Source organism: Okibacterium sp. HSC-33S16, from assembly GCF_024171565.1.
Taxonomy (GTDB): domain Bacteria; phylum Actinomycetota; class Actinomycetes; order Actinomycetales; family Microbacteriaceae; genus Mycetocola_A.
Window position 1 is genome coordinate 1,001,522 of record NZ_JALJZZ010000001.1, and the last position, 22,318, is coordinate 1,023,839.

17 protein-coding genes and 1 tRNA gene are annotated in these 22,318 nt (G+C 62.4%); 15 read left to right on the forward strand and 3 right to left on the reverse strand.

What is annotated here, in order from left to right:
• Positions 1-146: 146 nt before the first annotated feature.
• A tRNA-Leu gene (locus L1277_RS04880) sits at positions 147-229 on the reverse strand.
• 38 nt (positions 230-267) lie between these two features.
• On the opposite strand from L1277_RS04880, the gene L1277_RS04885 reads away from it, so the two are divergent.
• Positions 268-873: an ANTAR domain-containing response regulator gene (locus tag L1277_RS04885; protein WP_253375195.1), complete on the forward strand. Its 606-nt coding sequence runs from the start codon at positions 268-270 to the stop codon at positions 871-873.
• A gap of 74 nt (positions 874-947) precedes the next feature.
• Here L1277_RS04885 and L1277_RS04890 read toward each other — a convergent pair whose 3' ends face one another.
• Positions 948-1,370: a hotdog fold thioesterase gene (locus L1277_RS04890; RefSeq protein ID WP_253375196.1), complete on the reverse strand. Its 423-nt coding sequence runs from the start codon at positions 1,368-1,370 to the stop codon at positions 948-950.
• Positions 1,371-1,440: 70 nt separating this feature from the next.
• On the opposite strand from L1277_RS04890, the gene polA reads away from it, so the two are divergent.
• The 8 genes from polA (at position 1,441) to uvrB (ending at position 12,962) form a co-directional block, all read left to right on the forward strand.
• The gene (polA, locus tag L1277_RS04895; RefSeq protein WP_253375197.1) at positions 1,441-4,101 is read left to right on the forward strand and encodes a DNA polymerase I; all 2,661 of its coding nucleotides are present in this window, start codon (positions 1,441-1,443) and stop codon (positions 4,099-4,101) included.
• A 72-nt stretch (positions 4,102-4,173) separates the two neighbouring features.
• Entirely contained in the window at positions 4,174-5,850 is a 1,677-nt protein-coding gene (locus L1277_RS04900) for a DUF885 domain-containing protein (RefSeq protein ID WP_253375198.1), read from the forward strand.
• A gap of 3 nt (positions 5,851-5,853) precedes the next feature.
• Positions 5,854-6,849: an epimerase gene (locus L1277_RS04905; protein WP_253375199.1), complete on the forward strand. Its 996-nt coding sequence runs from the start codon at positions 5,854-5,856 to the stop codon at positions 6,847-6,849.
• Positions 6,846-7,772: a RimK family alpha-L-glutamate ligase gene (locus L1277_RS04910; RefSeq protein WP_253375200.1), complete on the forward strand. Its 927-nt coding sequence runs from the start codon at positions 6,846-6,848 to the stop codon at positions 7,770-7,772. Before L1277_RS04905 ends, L1277_RS04910 begins: the two co-directional genes overlap by 4 nt.
• A 180-nt stretch (positions 7,773-7,952) precedes the next feature.
• Positions 7,953-9,398, forward strand: coding sequence for a 30S ribosomal protein S1 (gene rpsA / locus L1277_RS04915; RefSeq protein ID WP_253375201.1), 1,446 nt, complete (start codon positions 7,953-7,955; stop codon positions 9,396-9,398).
• 169 nt (positions 9,399-9,567) lie between these two features.
• On the forward strand, positions 9,568-10,227 hold the full coding sequence (locus L1277_RS04920; protein WP_253375202.1) for a TetR/AcrR family transcriptional regulator: 660 nt from the start codon (positions 9,568-9,570) through the stop codon (positions 10,225-10,227).
• Between the two features lie 23 nt (positions 10,228-10,250).
• Complete coding sequence (coaE, locus tag L1277_RS04925) at positions 10,251-10,892, forward strand: dephospho-CoA kinase (RefSeq protein ID WP_253375287.1); 642 nt, start codon at positions 10,251-10,253, stop codon at positions 10,890-10,892.
• A gap of 9 nt (positions 10,893-10,901) precedes the next feature.
• On the forward strand, positions 10,902-12,962 hold the full coding sequence (uvrB, locus tag L1277_RS04930) for an excinuclease ABC subunit UvrB (RefSeq protein ID WP_253375203.1): 2,061 nt from the start codon (positions 10,902-10,904) through the stop codon (positions 12,960-12,962).
• 12 nt (positions 12,963-12,974) lie between these two features.
• Here the strand turns inward: uvrB and L1277_RS04935 are convergent, their stop codons facing one another.
• Positions 12,975-13,628 (reverse strand): protein-L-isoaspartate(D-aspartate) O-methyltransferase, encoded by a 654-nt coding sequence (locus L1277_RS04935; protein ID WP_253375204.1) that lies wholly within the window; start codon positions 13,626-13,628, stop codon positions 12,975-12,977.
• A 58-nt stretch (positions 13,629-13,686) separates the two neighbouring features.
• Between L1277_RS04935 and uvrA the strand changes: the two genes are divergently transcribed.
• The 6 genes from uvrA (at position 13,687) to gap (ending at position 22,310) form a co-directional block, all read left to right on the forward strand.
• Complete coding sequence (gene uvrA, locus L1277_RS04940) at positions 13,687-16,578, forward strand: excinuclease ABC subunit UvrA (protein WP_253375205.1); 2,892 nt, start codon at positions 13,687-13,689, stop codon at positions 16,576-16,578.
• Between the two features lies 1 nt (position 16,579).
• Complete coding sequence (gene uvrC, locus L1277_RS04945) at positions 16,580-18,493, forward strand: excinuclease ABC subunit UvrC (protein WP_253375206.1); 1,914 nt, start codon at positions 16,580-16,582, stop codon at positions 18,491-18,493.
• Positions 18,494-18,548: 55 nt separating this feature from the next.
• Positions 18,549-19,427 (forward strand): RNase adapter RapZ, encoded by an 879-nt coding sequence (gene rapZ / locus L1277_RS04950; RefSeq protein ID WP_308215077.1) that lies wholly within the window; start codon positions 18,549-18,551, stop codon positions 19,425-19,427.
• A 62-nt stretch (positions 19,428-19,489) separates the two neighbouring features.
• Positions 19,490-20,470 carry a DNA-binding protein WhiA gene (whiA, locus tag L1277_RS04955; protein WP_253375207.1) on the forward strand — a complete coding sequence of 327 codons (981 nt, stop codon included), beginning with the start codon at positions 19,490-19,492 and terminating at the stop codon, positions 20,468-20,470.
• A 101-nt stretch (positions 20,471-20,571) separates the two neighbouring features.
• The gene (locus tag L1277_RS04960; protein WP_253375208.1) at positions 20,572-21,198 is read left to right on the forward strand and encodes a superoxide dismutase; all 627 of its coding nucleotides are present in this window, start codon (positions 20,572-20,574) and stop codon (positions 21,196-21,198) included.
• 107 nt (positions 21,199-21,305) lie between these two features.
• The gene (gap, locus tag L1277_RS04965) at positions 21,306-22,310 is read left to right on the forward strand and encodes a type I glyceraldehyde-3-phosphate dehydrogenase (RefSeq protein WP_253375209.1); all 1,005 of its coding nucleotides are present in this window, start codon (positions 21,306-21,308) and stop codon (positions 22,308-22,310) included.
• The last annotated feature ends 8 nt before the right edge of the window (positions 22,311-22,318 follow it).

The window sequence follows — 22,318 nt, forward strand, 5'->3', positions numbered from 1 at the left end:
GCGCTGCTCTGGGGAGCCTGCGACTCCTCTGGGGCCTGTGCCACTCACCGTGCCTGCCACAGCCACATCGGTCGAATGGGGCGCACAACGACAAAGACCCCTCTCCTTCCGCGTTATGACGGGGAAGGAGAGGGGTCAGTACGTTGTGCCGGTGGTGGGACTCGAACCCACACGTCCTTTCGAACAAAGCATTTTGAGTGCTCCGCGTCTGCCATTCCGCCACACCGGCGCACAACAACGTCCCCAAGATTACCGTAGGATTAAGCCGTGACCGAGCAAGAAGCATCAACCCCAGCCCCGCGACGTGTCGTCGTAGCAGAAGACGAATCGCTGATTCGCCTCGACATCGTCGAAATCCTTCGAGACAACGGCTTTGAAGTTGTCGGCGAAGCAGGTGACGGCGAGACCGCTGTCGCACTCGCGATGGAGCTCCGCCCCGACCTCGTCATCATGGACGTCAAGATGCCCCAGCTCGACGGTATCTCCGCAGCTGAGCGCCTGCACAAGGCCCAGATCGCTCCCGTCGTTCTGCTCACCGCCTTTAGCCAGAAAGAGCTCGTTGAGCGCGCAAGTGAAGCAGGTGCGCTCGCCTACGTCGTCAAACCGTTCACACCGAACGACCTGCTGCCCGCGATCGAGATCGCGCTCAGCCGTTACCAGCAGATCATCACCCTCGAAGCCGAAGTCGCCGACATGGTCGAGCGTTTCGAGACGCGCAAGCTCGTCGACCGGGCCAAGGGCCTGCTCAACGAAAAGATGGGCCTTACGGAGCCGGAAGCTTTCCGCTGGATCCAGAAGGCATCCATGGACCGCCGCCTGACCATGCACGATGTCGCTCAGGCGATCGTCGAGCAGCTCACAGCGAAGAAGTAGCGCACGACCGAGACGAAGGGCGGGCCGGTTTTCCGGCCCGCCCTTTGTTATGAGAACAGTGATAACGGATGCCGTCAGCTGGCCGGTGCGTCCTTGATCAGGTTCGTGATCCGAATGGTCGAACACCGTCGACCCTGTTCATCACTGACCGCGATCTCGTGAACGGTCATCGATCGGCCCAGGTGGATCGGTGTGCACACGCCGGTCACAACACCGGAGGTCGCTGAGCGGGTGTGGGTGGCATTGATGTCGACGCCGACCGCGAGCTTGCCGGGGCCTGCCCAGAGGTTCGCCGACATCGACCCGAGCGACTCACCCAGCACCACGTACGCACCGCCGTGCAGCAGCATGGCCGGTTGGGTATTTCCTTCGACGGGCATCGTGGCGACGGCCCGGTCGATCGTGAACTCGGTGAACTCGATGCCCATCTTCGCCGCAAGCGCGCCGCCGCCGCGCTGCAGGACATACTCGAGTGCGTTCTCTGTCGTGTCGGTCATCGTCGCCTTTGCTCGTCGTCGGAATCCACCGCCGCAATCGGCTGTCAGCCGTCGCTTGTAGGCTGGGAGGGTGTCGGACAACGAAAAGCCTACCCTCCTCGTCATTGACGGTCATTCCCTCGCATTCCGGGCGTTTTACGCGCTCCCTGTCGACAGTTTCTCCACCAAAGACGGTCAACACACCAATGCGATTCATGGCTTCCTGGCCATGTTCATCAACCTCATTCGAGACCACAAGCCGACCCACATTGCGGTCGCCTTCGATATCTCGCGATTCAGTTTCCGCACGCGTGAGTACCCCGACTACAAGGGCACCCGCGGTGAGACGCCGTCCGAATTCATCGGGCAGGTGCCGCTGCTACAGGACGTCCTGGCGGCCATGAACGTCACGACCATCTCGATCGAAGACTACGAGGCAGATGACATCCTGGCGACGCTCAGCGTCCAGGGACGCGAACAGGGTTACCGCGTTCTCGTCGTCTCCGGTGACCGCGACACCATCCAGCTGGTGAATGACGACGTCACCCTGCTCTACCCGTCCCGCATGGGCGTCTCCGACCTGACCCGGTACGACGCGGCCAAAGTGATGGACCGCTACGGTATCCAGCCGCACCAGTACCCCGAAGTTGCCGCCCTCGTCGGTGAGACGAGCGACAACCTCCCCGGCATCCCCAAGGTCGGCGAGAAGACCGCGGTCAAGTGGCTCAACCAGTTCGGCAGCCTCGACGCCATTCTCGAGAACGCCGACAAGATCACCGGCAAGGTGGGCGAGAGCCTGCGCGAGCACAAGGACAACGCGGTGCGCAACCGCAAGCTCAACCGACTGCTCACCGACGTCGAGCTTCCGGTCACTGTCGAGTCGCTGAAGAAGCGACCGATCGACGAGGAAGCCGTTCGCGAGATCTTCGCCCGGCTTGAGTTCCGCACCATGCTCGACCGGCTCCTCAAGGCCGAAGGGCTCGACGAGGAGAGCACCGGTGTGCCCTCGGTTCGCGCTGGAGCCGAAAAGATCCCCGTACCCCAGCAGCTGCTTGACGAAGAGCTCGGCGCCTGGCTGGCCCGCGCGGTCGCAGCAAACCCCGGGGGACTCGGCCTGGCGTTCGACGTGTTCGACGGCAAACCCGTCGCAGCTGGCATCGCGACGCCGACCGAGACTGTCACGCTCGCCTGGCAGCCGGGCCGTGCTGACTACGCGCCGTTCGAGGCGTGGCTCGCCAGCGACGCTCCCAAGGTGATGACCGACTCGAAGAAGCAGCTCAAGGCGCTCACCACGGCTGGCCTCGCCTTTGACGGCATCGTCTTCGACACCCACATCGCCGGGTGGCTGCTGCGCCCGAGCGGGACCGAGAAGACCCTGGCCGACCTGGTCTCGCGATACCTGGATGAGGCCGTTCCCACGTCAGACCCCAACCAGCTCGCCCTCGACGACCCCGCGACCGCCCCGTTTGAGGCCTGGTACACGCTGCGTCTCGTCGCCCCTCTGACCGAGGCACTCGATGAGGGCTCGCTCGGGGTTCTCCGCGACATCGAAATGCCGACCCTGCGCACGCTCGTCGACATCGAACTACGCGGTGTCACGGTCAGCCACGAGCAACTCGCCGAGCTCTCTGGCCAACTCGCCGCCCGGGCAGCCGACCTGGCCAGCAAGGCCTACGAGATCATCGGTCACGAGGTAAACCTGGGGTCGCCCAAGCAGCTCCAGGAGGTGCTGTTCAACGAACTCCATATGCCCAAGACCCGGGCAAACAAAACCGGTTATTCGACGGATGCCGGCGCTCTCGCTGACCTGCAGGCCTCGAATCCGCACCCGTTCCTCGGGTATCTGCTTGAACACCGCGACGCCTCCAAGTTGCGTCAGATTGTCGAAACGGTCGACAAAGCCATCGGTCCTGACGGCCGCGTACACACCAGCTACGTGCAGACCGGAACCACAACGGGGCGGATCTCATCCACCGACCCCAACCTGCAGAACATTCCGGTCCGCACCGAAGAAGGCCGACGCATCCGTGCCGCCTTCCAGGCCGGTGAGGGCTACGAGACACTGCTCACTGCCGACTACTCGCAAATCGAGATGCGCATCATGGCGCACCTCTCCGGCGACCCTGGACTCATCGAAGCGTTCAACAGCGGCGAAGACCTGCACCGGTTCGTCGGTTCTCGAGTCTTCTCGGTTGAACCCGAAGACGTCACGAACGAAATGCGCACCAAGGTGAAGGCAATGTCGTACGGTCTCGCCTACGGGCTCAGCGCGTTCGGGCTGTCCAAGCAGTTGCGCATCGAATCGTCCGAGGCCAAGAAGCTCATGGCCGGGTATTTTGAGCGCTTCGGCGCGGTGCGCGATTACCTCCGCAACGTCGTCGAGCAGGCCGTCGAAGACGGGTACACCACCACGATCTTCGGCAGGCGCCGTCCGTTCCCCGACCTTAAGAGCCCGAACCGGGTGCTGCGAGACAATGCACAGCGCGCAGCGCTCAATGCGCCGATCCAGGGCTCAGCGGCCGACATCATGAAGATCGCCATGGTCAACATCGAGCAGGACATCACCGATCAGAAGCTGTCGAGCCGCATGCTCATGCAGGTGCACGATGAGCTCATCTTCGAGGTGACGACGGGGGAGTGGGACGCACTGGAAACGATCGTGCGCTCGCGCATGGCGACGGCCGCCGACCTCGTGGTGCCGCTCGACGTCCAGGTCGGTCGCGGCCACAACTGGGACGCTGCAGCACACTAGATAACGCCCGCCCCGCCGCCGTGACAACAACTGTCTGCGCCCGCGGGGCGGCTCTGTCGTAGGCTCGCAGTCATGACTGAACCGCAGCGCACGCCGACACCGATTGATGCCATTGCCGAGAGCTGGGTTGACACGCTCGTCGACATCGACCCCCTGGTCGGCACATACATCGGCCGCGACGAGGTCAACGACCGTTTCGGCGACTTCTCCCCGGCGGGGCACGAACGGTTCGTGAGCGAAGCACGCGCCGTCATCGCTGCACTCGACGCCACCGAGCCGGTCGACGACGTCGATCGTGTCACGCGCACTGATCTGCGCACCGAGTTGACGCTCGACCTCGAAAGCGCCGACGCCGGTCTCCACCTGCGAGACCTCAACGTCATCGCTTCGCCAGCCCAGGGCATCCGTGAAATTTTTGACATCATGCCCACCGCAACGGTGCATGACTGGGCGAATATCTCCTCCCGGTTGAAGGCCCTGCCCGAGGCGGTCGCCGGTTACATCGAGACCCTGCGCTCCGGTGTCTCGCGAGGCATCACCCCGGCACGGCGGCAGGTGCGCGAGGTGGTTCAGCAGACGAAACGGTACAGCGCACCCGACGGCTTCTTCGCCCAGCTGGCCGCGGACGCCGGACCCGCAGACGGTCAGCTCCCGGCATCGCTCGCCTCCGACCTCAACCACAACGCCGGCCAGGCGGCCGTCGCCTACCACTCGCTGACCGATTTCCTGGCGCACGAACTTCTGCCGGTGGCCACCGAAGCGGATGCCGTCGGCCGCGACATCTATGCGCTGCAGTCACGTCGGTTCCTCGGTGCCACCATCGACCTCGACGAAACCTATGAGTGGGGCATCGACGAACTGCGCCGAATGGTGAACGAGCAGGAATCCATCGCTCGGGAGATCGCACCGGGCGCGAGTGTCGAGGAAGCGATCGCGTTTCTCGACGGCGACGCCAGCCGGAAGCTGCACGGAACCGATGCGCTGCAGCGGTGGATGCAGGAAACGAGCGACCGTGCCGTCGAGGAGCTCGGTCGATCGCACTTCGATATCCCCGATGAGATTCGCACGATCGAGTGCATGATTGCGCCGACCCAGGAGGGCGGAATTTACTACACCGGTCCAACCGACGACTTCTCGCGCCCCGGACGGATGTGGTGGTCAGTTCCCGAGGGCGTCACCGAGTTCGACACCTGGCGCGAACTCACGACGGTGTACCACGAGGGTGTTCCCGGGCATCACCTGCAGATCGGCCAGGCGGTCTACAACCGGGCGAAGCTCAACACCTGGAGACGCCAGCTCGCCGGCACCTCGGGTCATGCTGAAGGCTGGGCGCTCTATGCCGAGCGGCTCATGCAGCAACTCGGCTACCTTGACGACCCGGCCGATCGGCTGGGCATGCTCGACGGACAGCGCATGCGTGCCGCTCGAGTGGTGATCGACATCGGTGTGCACCTCGGCAAGCAGCACCCCGACGGCCGGGGCGTCTGGACCGCCGAGGATGCCTTCGAGTTCCTGGGCGCCAACGTGAATATGAACGACGGCTTCGTGAAATTCGAGGTCAACCGGTACCTCGGCTGGCCCGGGCAGGCTCCGTCCTACAAGGTCGGCCAGCGGATCTGGGAGCAGCTTCGGGACGAGTCGATGCGGCGGAAGGGGAGCGCGTTCGACATCAAGGAATTCCACCGGAACGCCCTCGACCTCGGCGGCGTTGGCCTCGACACGCTCCGCCAGTCGCTCCTGGCCGAGTAAGTCGTGACCGATCGCATTGTCATCGCCGGCGCGTCCGGATTCCTGGGTCGGTACCTCGTTGAGAGGTATCGCGCACGCGGGGCCACGGTGAGCACCATCGGGCGCCGTTCCGCCGACGCGACGTGGGGAGACACCGCCGCACTCATCGGGCTGCTCGACGGCGCGGACCTGGTGGTCAACCTGGCCGGCAGGAGTGTGAACTGCCGGTACACCCCGGAGAACCGTGCCGAGATCCTCCGCTCACGGGTCGAGACCACTCGTGAGCTGCGGACCGCCATCGCGGAGTGTGCCGCTCCGCCGGCACTGTGGCTGAATTCGTCGACCGCCACGATTTACCGGCACGCCGACGACCGTGCCATGACCGAGCGCTCCGGCGAGATCGGCACGGGCTTCAGCGTCGGCATCGCCCGGGCCTGGGAGACCGAGTTCTTCGCGGGCGACCTGCCGGGTACCCGACGGGTGGCGCTGCGTATGGCCATTGTGCTGGGCGACGGCAGCGCCCTCAGCCCCCTCGTGATGCTTGCCAGGGTCGGCCTCGGCGGTCCACAGCTCGACGGGCACTGGTTCGCAGGTCGACGCCGCCGCGCCGCCGGGACGTTCCACGAGTTCCACACCCGCGGTGGCCGACAGAAATTCAGCTGGGTGCACATCGATGACGTTCTCGGCGTGATCGACTTCGTGCGCACCCGGCCGGACATCGACGGCGTCCTCAATGTCTCCTCGCCGAATCCGAGCGACAACCGCACGGTCATGACAACTATCCGGCGCATCCTCGGCGTGCCGATCGGACTGCCCGCCTTCCGCTGGATGCTCGAACTCGGCATGGCCGTGTTCCGCACGGAGCCCGAGCTCGTCCTCAAGAGCAGATGGGTGCTCCCCGAACGGCTGACCGAACTCGGCTATCGGTTCTCGCACCCTCACCTCGGCGAAGCGCTCACCACCATCCTCCGTCCATCGGCCCGCCACAGCTCTCGACCGGCTGTCGAGCCCGAAAAATGAGTGCAGGACACATCGCCCTCGTCACTAATGCGCGACCGACACCCTATGTCGATACCGACCTGCCGTTTCTGGTTGCCGGACTGACGGCATCCGGATTTCACCCTCGAATTGTGGTCTGGGGCGACCCGGAGATCACGTGGGCCGACTTCGAGCTCGTCATCATTCGATCGCCGTGGGATTACCCCGACGCGCCTGACGCGTTCCTCACCTGGCTGGCGAAGGTGGCATCGGTGACACAGGTGCTCAACGCGCCGGAACTCATCAGGTGGAACATCGACAAGGCCTACCTGCGTGACCTCGCAGCCGTGTCCGACGTTCCGCTCGTGCCGACGGTGTTCTGCACGACCACCGATGAGGTGCATGCAGCCATCGCCGGCCTGGACGCGGAGCGCGTCGTCGTCAAACCGTCGGTATCGGCAGGTTCGCAGGACACCGGCCTCTTCGACCGGTCCGACGCTGCCGCAGCGCGACTGGCCGAGCACATCCTCGCGATCGGTAAGACCGTGATGGTGCAACCGGCCATCCCGAGCGTTCAGGAGCACGGCGAACGGGCGCTGGTCTACCTCAACGGACGCTTCTCGCACGCCGTCTCGAAGGGCCCGTTGCTCGCAGTCGGCGGCGGACTCCGCGGTGGGGAATACGTCGAAGAGATCGCCGCCATCACACCCACCGCAGCCGAACGTCTCGTCGGCGACCAGCTGATCGACGGGGTGCAGCGCGTCCTCCGAGGCCGAGGGCTCAGTGAGTTCGACGCGCTGCCGCTCTACGCCCGCATCGACCTGGTGAACGACGAGGCCAGCGAACCTCTCGTGCTCGAAGCCGAGCTGTTCGAACCCGCCCTTTTTCTCAACACAGAAACGGATGCCGTCAGCCACTTCGTCGACGCAATTTCCGATCGCATCTCCTCGCTTCCATCCCGCTGAACGGGCTGCGCGGATCCGCCGATTCGCCGTTTGCTCTGACGCTCATTTTCCGGGTAAACTGGCATGTCACATTTGTGATGTTCTATCCGTTCGCTGCGCGCGGTCACAACCTCTGGTAATCCCATGATTATCGAAGGTCGCGCACGGCCCGAAATATGTCCTTACTGGAGCAACTACTACATGACAACCGCAACGACCGCCAAGCAGGTCGCTATCAACGACATCGGATCGGCTGAAGACTTCCTGGCCGCGGTCGAAAAAACCCTGAAGTTCTTCAACGACGGCGACCTCATCGAAGGCACTGTCGTGAAGATCGACCGCGACGAGGTTCTCCTCGATGTCGGTTACAAGACCGAGGGTGTCATCCCCTCGCGCGAACTTTCCATCAAGCACGACGTTGACCCGAGCGAAGTTGTTCAGGTCGGCGACCTGGTTGAAGCCCTCGTCCTCCAGAAGGAAGATAAAGAAGGCCGCCTCATCCTCTCCAAGAAGCGCGCACAGTATGAGCGTGCATGGGGCGACGTTGAGAAGATCAAGGAAACCGACGGCGTCGTGACCGGTTCGGTCATCGAGGTCGTCAAGGGTGGACTTATCGTCGACATCGGACTCCGTGGCTTCCTTCCGGCTTCGCTCATCGAGCTTCGCCGTGTTCGCGACCTTACGCCGTACCTCGGCCAGGAGATCGAGGCCAAGATCCTCGAGCTCGACAAGAACCGCAACAACGTTGTGCTTTCGCGTCGCGCACTCCTCGAGCAGACGCAGTCCGAGAGCCGCACCACGTTCCTGAACAACCTCCAGAAGGGTCAGGTCCGTAAGGGCATCGTTTCCTCGATCGTCAACTTCGGTGCGTTCGTTGACCTCGGTGGCGTCGACGGCCTCGTCCACGTTTCCGAGCTCAGCTGGAAGCACATCGAGCACGCCTCTGAGGTCGTCGAGGTTGGCCAGGAGGTCACCGTCGAGATCCTCGAGGTCGACCTCGACCGCGAGCGTGTCTCCCTGTCGCTCAAGGCGACGCAGGAAGACCCGTGGCAGGTCTTCGCCCGCACCCACGCCATCGGCCAGGTTGCACCGGGTAAGGTCACCAAGCTCGTTCCGTTCGGTGCGTTCGTTCGCGTCGCAGACGGCATCGAGGGCCTCGTTCACATCTCCGAGCTCAGCGGCAAGCACGTTGAACTCGCCGAGCAGGTTGTGTCGGTTGGCGACGAGGTCTTCGTCAAGGTCATCGACATCGACCTCGAGCGTCGCCGCATCTCGCTGAGCCTCAAGCAGGCCAACGAGGGTGTCGACCCCGAGGGCACCGAGTTCGACCCGGCTCTCTACGGAATGCTCACGGAGTACGACGAGCAGGGTAACTACAAGTACCCTGAGGGATTCGACGCCGAGACCAACGAGTGGAAAGAGGGCTTCGAAACCCAGCGCGAGAAGTGGGAGCAGGACTACGCTGCAGCCCAGGCTCGCTGGGAAGCTCACAAGAAGCAGGTTGCCGCATCTGCCGCTGTCGAAGAGGCTGCTGCAGCCGCTCCGGCCGGCGGATCCTCGTTCTCGAGCGAGACCGCAGGCGCAGGAACCCTTGCTGACGACGAGTCCCTCGCGGCCCTCCGCGAGAAGCTCTCGAGCAACTCCTAAGCACCACCGAGAACTGGCCGGCTCCGCTAGCGGGGCCGGCCAGTTTTTTCTGTGCCGCCACAGTGCACCGATGACCGGAGCGCCTTCAGCCTCCTAGCGGAATCGACTGCTACCGTTGTGCCGCGGCCGACTGCCGACATCACAATTCATTACTATTCGAAGGTGCGACGTGGACGTTGACTCCCTGAAGCAGTACCTCGAAACGGACACGTCCGCCGAGAAGTCACTGAGAAACAGCCCGCAGCAGGAACGCAGCAGGCAGAGCCTCGAGTCGATACTTCGCGTCTGCGGTCAGATCATCGACGAATCGGGTCACGCGGGCGTCACAACCGCTGAAGTGGCCAAGCGCGCCGAGATGGCTATCGGTACGGTGTACCGATTTTTCCCCGACCGCATCGCTCTCATGATCGGTGTGTACCAGTACATGCAGGATCAGTTCGTTGCCCTCTGCATTGAACGTCTGCTCGACGAAGAGCCCGAGACGTGGCAAGAGGCGCTCGGCATCATGATGGACACCTCGGTGCTCGCTCGCCGAACCATTCCCGGTTTCAAAGCCACGCAGTATCGCATTCTCGGTGATGACGAAAGCCAGGAGCAATACAGCCGCAGCCAGCGTGAGTATGTTTCCGCCGTCGTTCAGATGCTTGCCCAGTTCGATTTCCCCACTGACGACCGCTGGCGGGGCCACGTCAGCGTCGCGGTCGAGCTGTCCCGTGCCCTCCAGCGCCTCGCTTTCGACCAGTCGCCCGATGGCGACACCTGGTTGCTGCAGGAGGCACGCGCCGTTCCCATCGCGTACCTCGAAGGCCACCTGGTTCCCGCCGTTTAGGCGATCGCCAGGGCAGATTCATGGTGTACCTCGTTGGCCTGACCGGGGGGATCGGTTCAGGAAAGTCGACAATCGCCCGTCGCCTCGCTGAACATGGTGCCGTGCAAATTGACGCCGATCAACTGGCGAGGGTCGTGGTTGAGCCTGGTACTTCCGGCCTGTCGGCAATCCGTGATGCGTTCGGTGACGACGTTCTCACGAGCGATGGCGAGCTGAACCGCGCGGCTCTGGGTGCAATCGTGTTCTCCGACGCCGAAGCACTCGCCACACTAAACGGCATAGTTCATCCGGCCGTCCGCGCGCTGACCGAACAAAAAATCGCCGAGGCGGCCGGAGCGAACCCGGATGCGGTCGTTGTCTACGACGTGCCGTTGCTTGCCGAAGCCAAGCTTCCCCATTCTTTCGACACCATCGTCGTCGCTCACGCTTCACGTGACACCCGGCACGAGCGGCTGGTATCCATCCGCGGGATGACCCCGGCGGAAGCGGACCGTCGAATCGCTGCCCAGGCCACCGACGATGAACGACTCGCGCTGGCCGATGTCGTCATCGACACGGATCGGAGCCTCCCGGAGACGATGAGTCAGGTCGACGAGTTGTGGGTTTCGCTCTCAGGAAAGTCAAGCGAACGCCGCAAGGACCTCGATGTCAGTGGCGGTGCCTAGACTCGAAGTATGGCAACCCGTGCAGTCCACCCCTTTGAAGTCGTTAGTGAATATTCTCCTTCAGGTGACCAGCCCAAAGCCATCGCCGAACTCAGTGCGCGAATCAATGCGGGGGAGACCGACGTTGTCCTCCTCGGTGCGACCGGTACAGGAAAGTCAGCGACAACGGCCTGGCTCATCGAAGCAGTGCAACGACCGACGCTCGTTCTGGCCCACAACAAGACCCTCGCTGCGCAGTTGGCAAACGAGTTTCGCGAACTCATGCCCAATAACGCCGTCGAATACTTCGTGTCGTACTACGACTACTACCAGCCCGAAGCCTACGTCCCTCAAACGGATACGTTCATTGAGAAAGACTCCTCGGTCAACGCCGAGGTAGAACGCCTCCGGCACTCCACAACCAACTCACTACTGTCACGGCGCGACGTCGTCGTGGTCTCGACGGTGTCCTGCATCTACGGCCTCGGCACGCCTGAACAGTACCTCGACGCCATGATGGCTCTTCAGGTCGGTATGCGGGTTGACCGCGACTGGCTCATTCGCAAGTTCATTTCGATGCAGTACAACCGCAACGACGTTGATTTCTCGCGCGGTAACTTCCGGGTGCGCGGAGACACCATTGAGATTATCCCGGTCTACGAAGAACTCGCCATCCGCATTGAGATGTTCGGCGACGAGGTCGAGGGGCTGTACGCACTGCACCCCCTCACAGGCGACGTCGTACGCAAACTCGACAACGTGTCCATCTTCCCTGGGTCACACTATGTGGCAAGCACCGACGTCATGCAGCGCGCCATCGGCACGATCCAAGAGGAACTGGCTGAACGGCTCGCCGAGCTGGAGCGCCAGGGAAAGCTGCTTGAGGCACAGCGACTCCGCATGCGTACGACGTTCGACCTCGAGATGATGCAGCAGATTGGATTTTGCTCAGGTATCGAAAACTACTCACGGCATATGGAAGGACGCGGCCCCGGCGAGGCGCCCCACTGTCTCATCGATTACTTCCCCGACGACTTCCTCGTCGTGATCGACGAATCTCACGTTACGGTCCCGCAAATCGGAGCCATGTACGAAGGGGACTCCTCCCGCAAACGCACCCTCGTTGAACACGGATTCCGGTTGCCCAGCGCGCTCGACAACCGACCATTGAAGTGGAACGAGTTCAAAGACCGGGTGGGTCAGACCGTTTACCTCTCCGCAACTCCGGGCCGATACGAAATGGGCATCGCCGACGGCATCGTCGAGCAGATCATCCGTCCGACCGGGCTTGTCGACCCCCAGATCATCGTCAAGCCGTCCCACGGTCAAATCGATGACCTCCTGGAGGAGATCCGTATCCGGACCAGTCGGGATGAGCGTGTTCTCGTCACGACGCTCACGAAGAAGATGGCCGAAGAACTGACCGACTTTCTCACGGAGGCGGGCGTGCGGGTGCGATATCTGCACTCCGACGTTGACACGCTTCGTCGCGTGGAGCTGCTCAGTGAACTGCGCGCTGGCATCTACGACGTTCTCGTCGGCATCAACCTGCTTCGAGAAGGACTTGACCTCCCCGAGGTATCACTTGTCGCTATCCTCGACGCCGACAAAGAGGGCTTCCTGCGCTCCTCGACGTCCCTGATCCAGACGATCGGTCGCGCCGCACGAAACGTCTCAGGTGAAGTACACATGTACGCAGACGTCCTCACCGATTCGATGAAGAAAGCGATCGAAGAGACGACGCGTCGCCGGGAAACGCAGATCGCCTATAACGTCGAGCACGGCATCGATCCCACTCCACTTCGAAAGCGCATCGCCGACATCACGGAGGTCTTGGCGCGCGAGGGTGCGGACACCGCAAAGATGCTCGCGGGCCGCGATACGAGGAAGAAGAGCCCCACCCCACGGCTCAAACGCGAGGGCATTGCGGGGGAGGGCGCCGATCAGCTTGAGTCGATCATTGCCGACCTCAACGATCAGATGTTGACGGCGGCGGCGGAGTTGAAGTTTGAGTTGGCGGCTCGACTGCGAGACGAACTATCTGACCTCAAACGTGATCTTCGCCAGATGGAGAAGGCCGGGCACCTCTAGAAGGGGCGACGCTTAGCGGTCCGAAATACCGTGCTCGCCGATGAGCGGCACGAATGTCACCGCGCCGAGCGTCTGGCGGCGGATGGCGCCACTGGGGTCTTTCAGCGCCCGGATCAGCGTCTGGCCAAATCGTTGCTCACCCACCGGCATCACAATACGACCGTTGGCGCGCAATTGTTCGACCCACGGGGCTGGGATCTTCGGTCCGGCCGCCGCGGCGACGATGGCGTCGAATGGTGCTTCCGACGGATACCCGAGAGTGCCGTCGCCGACCACAACGTCTACCGTGGAGTAGCCCAGTCGCTTCAGAACCGCTCGAGCGGTCTCGGCCAGGGCTGCGTGCCGTTCGATCGAGATGACTCGGCGGACCACCTCGGCGGCCACGGCCGCCGCATATCCCGACCCGGTGCCCACATCGAGGAGCACGTCCTCTGGCGTGAGCGCTGCCGCCTCCAGGGTCAGCGCCACAATGTACGGCTGTGAAATCGTCTGGCCATGGTCGAGCTGGAGCGGGTGGTCGTCGTATGCGTTCATCCGCGACGACGGCCGGACGAATTCCTCGCGTGGCACGCGCCGCATCGCGTTGAGGACCAGATCATCGGCGACTCCGCGCGCCACAAGCTGCTCGGAGACCATCTGTTCGCGCAGCATGCGAAAGTCAACCATGGTGCCCATTGTCCGCCGTATCCAGCTTCATGTCAGCGGGTCATCGTAGACTTTTGAGGTGTCGATATCGAAGGTAAATTCAACGTCAAAACTGAGTGTCCGCGGAGCTCGCGTTCACAACTTACACAATGTGGATTTGGACATCCCGCGCGACTCTCTCGTCGTATTCACGGGTCTCTCCGGGTCAGGAAAATCGTCGCTTGCTTTCGATACGATCTTCGCCGAGGGACAGCGCCGATACGTTGAATCCCTGTCGGCGTATGCCCGACAGTTCCTCGGGCAGGTCGACCGGCCCGACGTGGACTTCATCGAAGGTCTCAGCCCCGCAGTATCCATCGACCAGAAGTCAACGAACCGAAACCCACGCTCGACGGTCGGTACGATCACTGAGGTCTACGACTACATGCGTCTGCTCTGGGCGCGCATCGGCGTCCCGCACTGCCCCCAGTGCGGAGAGCCCATTCAGCGCCAAACGGTCCAGCAGATCGCGGACCAGCTCATGGAGCTCGAAACGGGCACTCGCTACATGGTTATGAGCCCCGTCGTATCCCAGAAGAAGGGCGAGTTCGTCGATCTCTTCAAGGAACTGGCCAGCAGCGGATACGCACGCGCGGTTGTCGACGGTGAGCAGATTCAGCTGTCTGAACCGCCGACCCTGAAGAAGTCCTACAAGCACGACATCTCGGTGGTTGTCGACCGGCTCGTCGCCGGCCCTGACGCACTCAGCCGCCTGACCGACTCTCTCGAGACAGCCTTGCGGCTCACCGATGGCTTCGTAGAGATTAAGTTCGTCGATGAAGAGGGCCCCGACTCCGTTCGTACCTTCAGCGAAAAGCTGTCGTGCCCGAACAATCACCCCATTCAACTGAGCGAGATTGAGCCTCGCACCTTCAGCTTCAACGCGCCGTTTGGCGCGTGCCCGGAATGCTCAGGCTTGGGAACGCGGATGTCCGTGGACGCTGATCTTCTCATCGGTGATCCCAGCCTCAGTATTGACGAGGGTGTCATCATCCCGTGGACAACTCAGGGCAAGGGCCTCTACCAGTACTACGAGAAGCTTCTCGACGGGCTGTCCCGTGACCTCGACTTCTCGCTGCGGACCCCGTGGAAGGACCTGGGCAAAAAGGTCCAGGAAGCAGTCCTTCGCGGCGAAAACTTCAAGGTGAAGGTCAAGTGGAAGAACCGCTACGGCCGTGAGGTTAGCTACACCTCTGGTTTTGAGGGCGTCATGCCCTATATCGAGCGACAGTACGCCCAGGCCGAAACTGATGTCCAACGCGCACGCTGGGGTGAATATCTTCGCGAGATTCCGTGCCCCGTCTGTGACGGTAAGCGGCTCAAGCCTGAAGTGCTCTCCGTTCTCATCCACGGTGCCAACATCGCCGACGTGGCCGAACTGAGCCTGACCGATGCCCGCGCGTTCATGGACCAGATGGATCTGACGGATCGCGAATCCAAGATCGGAGCGCAGGTTCTGCGCGAGATCAAGGTGCGGCTCGACTTCCTCATCCAGGTCGGCCTCAACTATTTGAACCTGGCGCGCGCGGCCGGGTCTCTCTCCGGCGGTGAAGCCCAGCGCATCCGGTTGGCAACGCAGATCGGATCCGGCCTGACCGGCGTCCTTTACGTTCTCGACGAGCCGAGCATCGGTCTGCACCAGCGCGACAATCGTCGACTGATCGAGACGCTGGTCACGCTGCGCGATCTCGGTAACACGCTCATCGTTGTCGAGCATGACGAAGACACCATTCGCACGGCGGACTGGGTCGTCGACATCGGACCGGGTGCTGGCGTTAACGGCGGCCGAGTGGTCCACTCGGGATCGTATGAAGACCTGCTCACCAACCGCGAATCACTGACCGGCGATTACCTGGCCGGGCGCCAAGAGATCGCCATCCCAGAGACCCGTCGACCGGTCGATCCTGAGCGGGTCATTTCGGTTATCGGTGCCGAAGCGAACAACCTCCGTAAGATCAACGTCGACTTCCCTCTCGGCACCTTCACCGCTGTAACGGGGGTGAGCGGGTCTGGAAAGTCATCGCTCGTGAACGACATCCTCTACCGCGTCATGGCCAACAAGCTCAACGGAGCCCGCAAGGTCCCCGGAAAGCACACTCGGGTGACCGGTCTCGACCAGCTCGACAAGGTCATTCACGTCGATCAGGCTCCGATCGGACGCACTCCGCGATCCAACCCGGCCACATACACGGGCGTGTTCGATCGCATTCGTACACTGTTCTCGGAGACGACGGAGGCAAAGGCCCGCGGCTATCTTCCTGGTCGATTCAGCTTCAACGTCAAGGGCGGTCGCTGCGAGGCGTGCTCGGGTGACGGCACGATCAAGATCGAGATGAACTTCCTTCCCGACGTGTACGTCGCTTGCGAAGTGTGTGGGGGAGCGCGGTACAACCGCGAGACTCTCGCAGTGCACTACAAGGGCAAGAACATCGCCGAGGTTCTCGACATGCCGATCGCGGAAGCGGCCGACTTCTTTGAGGCCATCACCTCCATCCACCGTTACCTGAAGACGCTGGTCGAGGTTGGGCTTGGCTATGTTCGACTCGGCCAGAGCGCCACAACCCTCTCTGGTGGTGAGGCGCAGCGTGTGAAGCTGGCCACCGAACTGCAGAAGCGAACCAACGGACGCAGCGCCTATGTTCTCGATGAGCCGACCACCGGTCTGCACTTCGAAGACGTGCGAAAGCTGCTGCTGGTCCTGAACAGCCTTGTCGACAAGGGCAACACGGTGATCGTGATCGAGCACAACCTCGACATGATCAAGTCAGCGGACTGGATCATCGACATCGGGCCTGAAGGTGGCGCTGGCGGCGGCAAGGTCCTCGCCACCGGCACTCCAGAGAAGATCGCGAAGGTCAAGAAGAGCCACACCGGCTTCTACCTCAACGAGATCTTCGAAGCCCAAGAGGTCCCCGCGCGTAAGGCTGGTTAGGGTGGCACCACCCCTCAGTTACCGGCCCAAGCCCGGTGAGATTCCGACGACCCCCGGCGTCTACAGGTTCCGCGACGAGACATCACGTGTGCTCTATGTCGGCAAGGCCAAGAACCTTCGCGCCCGGCTGAGCAACTACTTCGCGCCGCTGCACACTCTCCACGAGCGAACCCGCCGAATGGTGACAACAGCGTCGAGCGTGGAGTGGACGGTCGTGGGGAGCGACATCGAAGCTCTCCAGTTGGAGTACACCTGGATCAAGGAGTTCGACCCGCCGTTCAACGTCAAGTTCCGCGATGACAAAACGTACCCGTACATGGCGATCACGCTGGCCGACGACGCACCCCGAGTCCTCGTCACCCGTAATCCGCGCATCAAGGGCGCCAGGTACTTCGGGCCATATCCGAAGATCTGGGCCGTCCACGACACCATCGACTTGATGATCAAGGCATTCCCGATCCGCACGTGCTCTGACTCGAGTTACAAGCGCGCCATGCAATCCGGCAAGCCATGCTTTCCTGGCCAGATCGGCCGCTGCGGGGGGCCGTGCTCGGGCAAGGTGACAATGGAAGAGCACCGCGCCATGGTCAACGATTTCATCAGCTTTATGGCGGGTCACGACCGTCGTTTTGTGACGGATGCCACGAAGAAGATGAAAGCAGCCGCGGCTGCCCAAGATTATGAAAGCGCGGCGAGATATCGTGACCGCCTCCAGGCTTTGGAAGCGGTTTTGGAGAAAAGCGCGGTCGTCCTCAAGGACTCCGTCGACGCCGACCTGTTCGGCGTGGAACATGACGAGCTCTCCGCTGCCGTCCAACAGTTTCTCGTTCGGGGCGGACGCATCCGCGGTGTTCGATCCTGGACAGTCGACAAAGAACTGGACCTGTCGACCGGCGAGCTGGTGGATAGCATTCTTCAGCGTGCGTATGACGGTTCCGCGACTGAGGTGCCGAGAGAAGTCATCGTGCCTGAGCTGCCCGAAGACGCCGAGGAGCTGGAAACCTGGCTCGCCGGTATCCGCGGCAAGGGACGGGTCAAGCTGAAGACTGCCCAGCGTGGAGAAAAAGCGGCTCTCATGCAGACCGCGAACGTCAACGCGAAGAATGCGCTTCAGTTGTACAAAATGCGCCGAACAGCAGATTTTGTGGCACGCTCGCAAGCCCTGACGGACATCCAGGAAGCCATCGGGATGAACCAGGCACCTCTTCGGATCGAGTGTTACGACGTGTCTCACCTTTCGGGGACCAACATCGTCGCGTCCATGGTCGTCTTCGAAGACGGCCTCGCCCGGAAGGACCATTACCGCCGGTTCAGCATCCCGAGCTCGACCGACGACACCGATTCCATCTATCAGGTCCTGAGCCGCCGCCTCGCCTACCTATCTGAACCTGAGGAGGGAGCCGAGGCCCCGGATCCCACCTCAGACGGCGTCGTCGCCGAGGACGTGAAGCGAAAGAAGTTCGCCTACCCGCCACAGCTCCTCATCGTCGATGGTGGCCAGCCACAGGTTCAGGCTGCGCAGCGAGCGCTGCTGGAGTCCGGCCGCACCGACATTCAACTGGTCGGAATGGCGAAGCGTCTCGAGGAAATCTGGCTCCCAGACAGCGACTATCCCGTCATCCTGCCGCGAAACTCCGAAGCCCTATTCCTCCTGCAACGCGTCCGCGACGAGGCACACCGGTTCGCCATTACCTACCAGCGGACCAAGCGAAAGCGCGACATCGCGAGCGTGCTCACCGAGATACCCGGCCTCGGCCCCGCCCGCGTCAAGGCTCTCCTCGTGCACTTCGGATCGGTCGCCGCCATGCGCGAGGCCTCTCCCGACGCCATCGCAGCGGTGAAGGGCGTCGGACCAACCCTCGCGCAGACGATCGCCGAAACGCTGTCCAGCCGAGCCGGAGCCAACAGTCGGTAGGCTAGGGAGTCCAGCCCGGCGGCGATGTTCGCTCGAGCGAAGCGGAGAGTGAAGAGTGTCAGAGCAAGAGATTCCCAGCCAGGAAGTCCTCATTGTCACCGGAATGTCCGGCGCAGGCCGCTCGACGGTCGCCAACGCGCTGGAAGACCTTGACTGGTATGTCGTTGACAACCTGCCGCCGCAGATGCTGCGTCCGCTCGTTGACCTCGCTGGGCGCGCCGAGGGCGCATTGCCGCGGATTGCCGCTGTCGTCGATGTGCGAGGCCGTGATTTTTTCACTGACCTCCAGCAGATGATCCAGTCACTGCGCGACGGCACAAAGCTTCGCGTGCTCTTCCTCGATGCCACCGATTCGGCTCTGGTTCGGCGTTTCGATGCGGTGAGACGGCCGCACCCTCTCCAAGGCGGTGGCACCATCCTCGATGGCATCGCAACCGAACGGGCCCGTCTCTCAACAATCCGCGAGTCGAGCGACATGGTGATCGACACGTCGGATCTCAATGTTCACCAGCTCGCCAACAGCGTGGCCGATCTGTTCGCTGCGGAAGGCACTCCCGGCGTCAAACTGACTATCATGAGTTTCGGTTTTAAGTACGGTGCCCCGTTCGACGCCGACATGATCGCCGATGCACGCTTCTTGCCCAATCCGTTTTGGGTTCCCGAGCTACGGCCGCATACTGGACTCGACCCTGAGGTCAGCGAGTATGTTCTCGGCCAGCCCGGAGCTCTCGAATTCACGGATGCTTATGCGGCTGCGCTTGCGCCCGTCCTCACCGGATACCAGCGAGAGAGCAAACGCTTTGCGACGTTCGCGATTGGCTGCACCGGCGGCAAGCACCGCTCGGTAGCACTGGCAAACGTCCTCGCCGACAAGCTGAAGGAACTCCCCGGAGTTGCCGTCAACGTCAAACACCGCGACCTCGGCAAAGAATAAGATTTGCGGGGGCTACGCTCCCGCACCACAACACGACACACACCAATGAGATGGGATCACGCTTGGCACTGACTGCTGAGGTCAAAGAAGAACTGGCCGACATCGTTGAGGAGAAAACAACGGTGCGCGCCGCCGAGCTCACATCCACCCTGCGGTTCAGTGGAGGTCTTCACCTGATCTCCAGCCGCATCGCGATCGAAAGCGAACTCGACACCCCTCACCTCGCCCGGCGGGTTCGCAAAGCGTTGGCCGAGCTGTATGGTGTGCGCAGCGAAGTGACCTCGGTCAGCCCGTCCACCTCCCGGCGAGGCGAGTATTACCTCGTGCGGGTCGTCGACGGCGGCGAAACGCTAGCCCGTCAGACCGGTCTCCTCGACGCTCGACGTCGCCCCATCCGCGGACTTCCCAACCGTCTGACGACAGGGTCACGGGCAGAACTCGCCGCGGTGTGGCGGGGTGCATTCCTCGCAGCGGGCTCGCTCACCGATCCGGGTCGGTCGGCGGCCCTCGAAATTACCTGCCCCGGTAACGAGAGCGCCATGGCGCTTGTCGGAGCTGCCGGAAGATTGGGCGTCCCAGCCAAAGCGCGCGAGGTGCGCGGCGTACACCGCGTTGTCATTCGCGACGGCGAGGCCATCAGCGCCATGCTTGTCCTCATGGGTGCGCACGGCACCGTGAAGGCATGGGAAGAACTGCGCCAGCGGCGCGAGGTGCGGGCAACAGCGAACCGCCTTGTTAACTTCGATGATGCGAACCTTCGCCGGTCCGCGCAGGCGGCAGTCGCAGCGTGCGCCCGGGTCGAACGAGCCATGGAGATCCTGGCCGATGACATTCCCGATCACCTTCGTTACGCGGGGGAGCTCCGACTCAGCCACCGCGAGGCCAGTCTCGACGAACTCGGACACTACGCGGATCCGCCCATGACCAAGGACGCGATTGCCGGCAGAATCCGTCGGCTGCTTGCCATGGCGGACAAGCGCGCCACTGAGCTCGGCCTGCCGGGCACCGATGCGAACCTGCCGCCGGACTATGACGAGGTGTAACGACCGGCGGGGTCACGCCAGTTAGCGACCTGACTAGACTGAAGATTGTCGCCCGGACTGTATCCAGGCGCTTAGGCGACACACAAAGAGGAGAAAAATAAATGGCTGAATACACCCTCCCTGAACTCGCATACGACTACTCGGCGCTTGAGCCGAGCATCTCGGGCGCCATCATGGAGCTCCACCACTCAAAGCACCACCAGACCTACGTCACCGGCGCGAACACCGCCCTTGCGCAACTCGCCGAAGCTCGCGATTCCGACAACCTCGCTTACGTCAACAAGCTCGAGAAGGACCTCGCTTTCAACCTCGGCGGACACGTCAACCACTCCATCTTCTGGACGAACATGTCCCCAAACGGTGGTGACAAGCCGACCGGCGAGCTGGCTGCTGCCATCGACGACTTCTTCGGTTCGTTCGACAAGTTCCGTGCCCACTTCACAGCGACGGCACTCGGCGTTCAGGGCTCGGGCTGGTCGGTCCTCGCCTGGGATTCAATCGGTCAGCGCCTCATCATCCAGCAGTTCTTCGACCAGCAGTCCAACTTCGCAGCCGGCACGATCCCGCTACTGATGTTGGACGTGTGGGAGCACGCGTACTACCTGGACTACAAGAACGTACGCGCCGACTACGTCAAGGCGTTCTGGAACATCACGAACTGGGAGAACGTCCAGACGCGCTTCCTCGCTGCTCGTGAGCAGACCACCGGCCTGCTGCTACTCTCGTAGTCCCGACTTTTCGTGCCTCCCGGGCTTGGCCCGGGAGGCGCCCATTTACCCTCGTTCCATCAGCACAATAGAGACGCGCTTCGGCGCTCGAGAAACAGGAGAGATCCTTGTCCGTAAAGATCGGTATTAACGGGTTCGGCCGCATCGGCCGTAACTACTTCCGCGCAGCGCTTGCCAAGGGCAGCGACCTTGAGATCGTTGCTGTCAACGACCTCACCGACAACAAGACACTTGCCCACCTGCTGAAGTACGACTCCATCACCGGCCGTCTCGACGCCACCGTGGAGTTCGACGAAGAGAAGATCGTCGTCAACGGCAAGGCCATCAAGGTGTTCTCCGAGCGCGACCCCGCGAACCTCCCCTGGGGCGAGCTCGGCGTCGACATCGTCATCGAGTCCACCGGTTTCTTCACCAACGCCGCAGATGCGAAAAAGCACATCGACGCCGGCGCGAAGAAGGTTCTCATCTCGGCTCCGGCCAAGGGTGAAGACGCCACCTTCGTCATGGGTGTCAACGAGGACCTGTACGACCCCGAGAACCACCACATCATCTCGAACGCTTCGTGCACCACGAACTGCCTCGCGCCGCTCGCCAAGGTGTTCAACGACGAGTTCGGCATCGAGCGCGGTCTCATGACCACGGTTCACGCTTACACCGCTGACCAGAACCTGCAGGACGGCCCGCACAGCGACCTCCGCCGTGCTCGCGCCGCAGCGGTCAACATCGTTCCCACCTCGACCGGTGCAGCAAAGGCCATCGGCCTGGTCCTGCCCGAGCTCAAGGGCAAGCTTGACGGCTTCGCACTCCGCGTACCGGTTCCCACCGGTTCGATCACCGACCTCACCGTCGAGTCCTCGCGTCCGGTCACGGTCGACGAGGTCAAGGCCGCATACAAGAAGGCTGCAGAGGGCCCCCTCAAGGGAATTCTCCTCTACACCGAAGACGAGATCGTTTCGAGCGACATCGTCACCGACCCGCACTCGTCGATCTTCGACGCCGGTCTGCTCCGCGTCATGGGCAACCAGGTCAAGCTCGTCAGCTGGTACGACAACGAGTGGGGTTACTCCAACCGCCTCGTTGACCTCACCGAGTTCGTCGCTGCCCGTCTCTAGAGACAACG

Excerpts from the sequence above, each read along its gene's own strand:
- rpsA (WP_253375201.1), top strand. The coding sequence starts at position 7,953 with ATGACAACCGCAACGACCGCCAAGCAGGTCGCTATCAACGACATCGGA.
- L1277_RS04935 (WP_253375204.1), bottom strand. The coding sequence starts at position 13,628 with ATGGTTGACTTTCGCATGCTGCGCGAACAGATGGTCTCCGAGCAGCTT.
- uvrB (WP_253375203.1), top strand. The coding sequence starts at position 10,902 with ATGGCAACCCGTGCAGTCCACCCCTTTGAAGTCGTTAGTGAATATTCT.
- L1277_RS04890 (WP_253375196.1), bottom strand. The coding sequence starts at position 1,370 with ATGACCGACACGACAGAGAACGCACTCGAGTATGTCCTGCAGCGCGGC.
- L1277_RS04910 (WP_253375200.1), top strand. The coding sequence starts at position 6,846 with ATGAGTGCAGGACACATCGCCCTCGTCACTAATGCGCGACCGACACCC.
- L1277_RS04960 (WP_253375208.1), top strand. The coding sequence starts at position 20,572 with ATGGCTGAATACACCCTCCCTGAACTCGCATACGACTACTCGGCGCTT.
- L1277_RS04900 (WP_253375198.1), top strand. The coding sequence starts at position 4,174 with ATGACTGAACCGCAGCGCACGCCGACACCGATTGATGCCATTGCCGAG.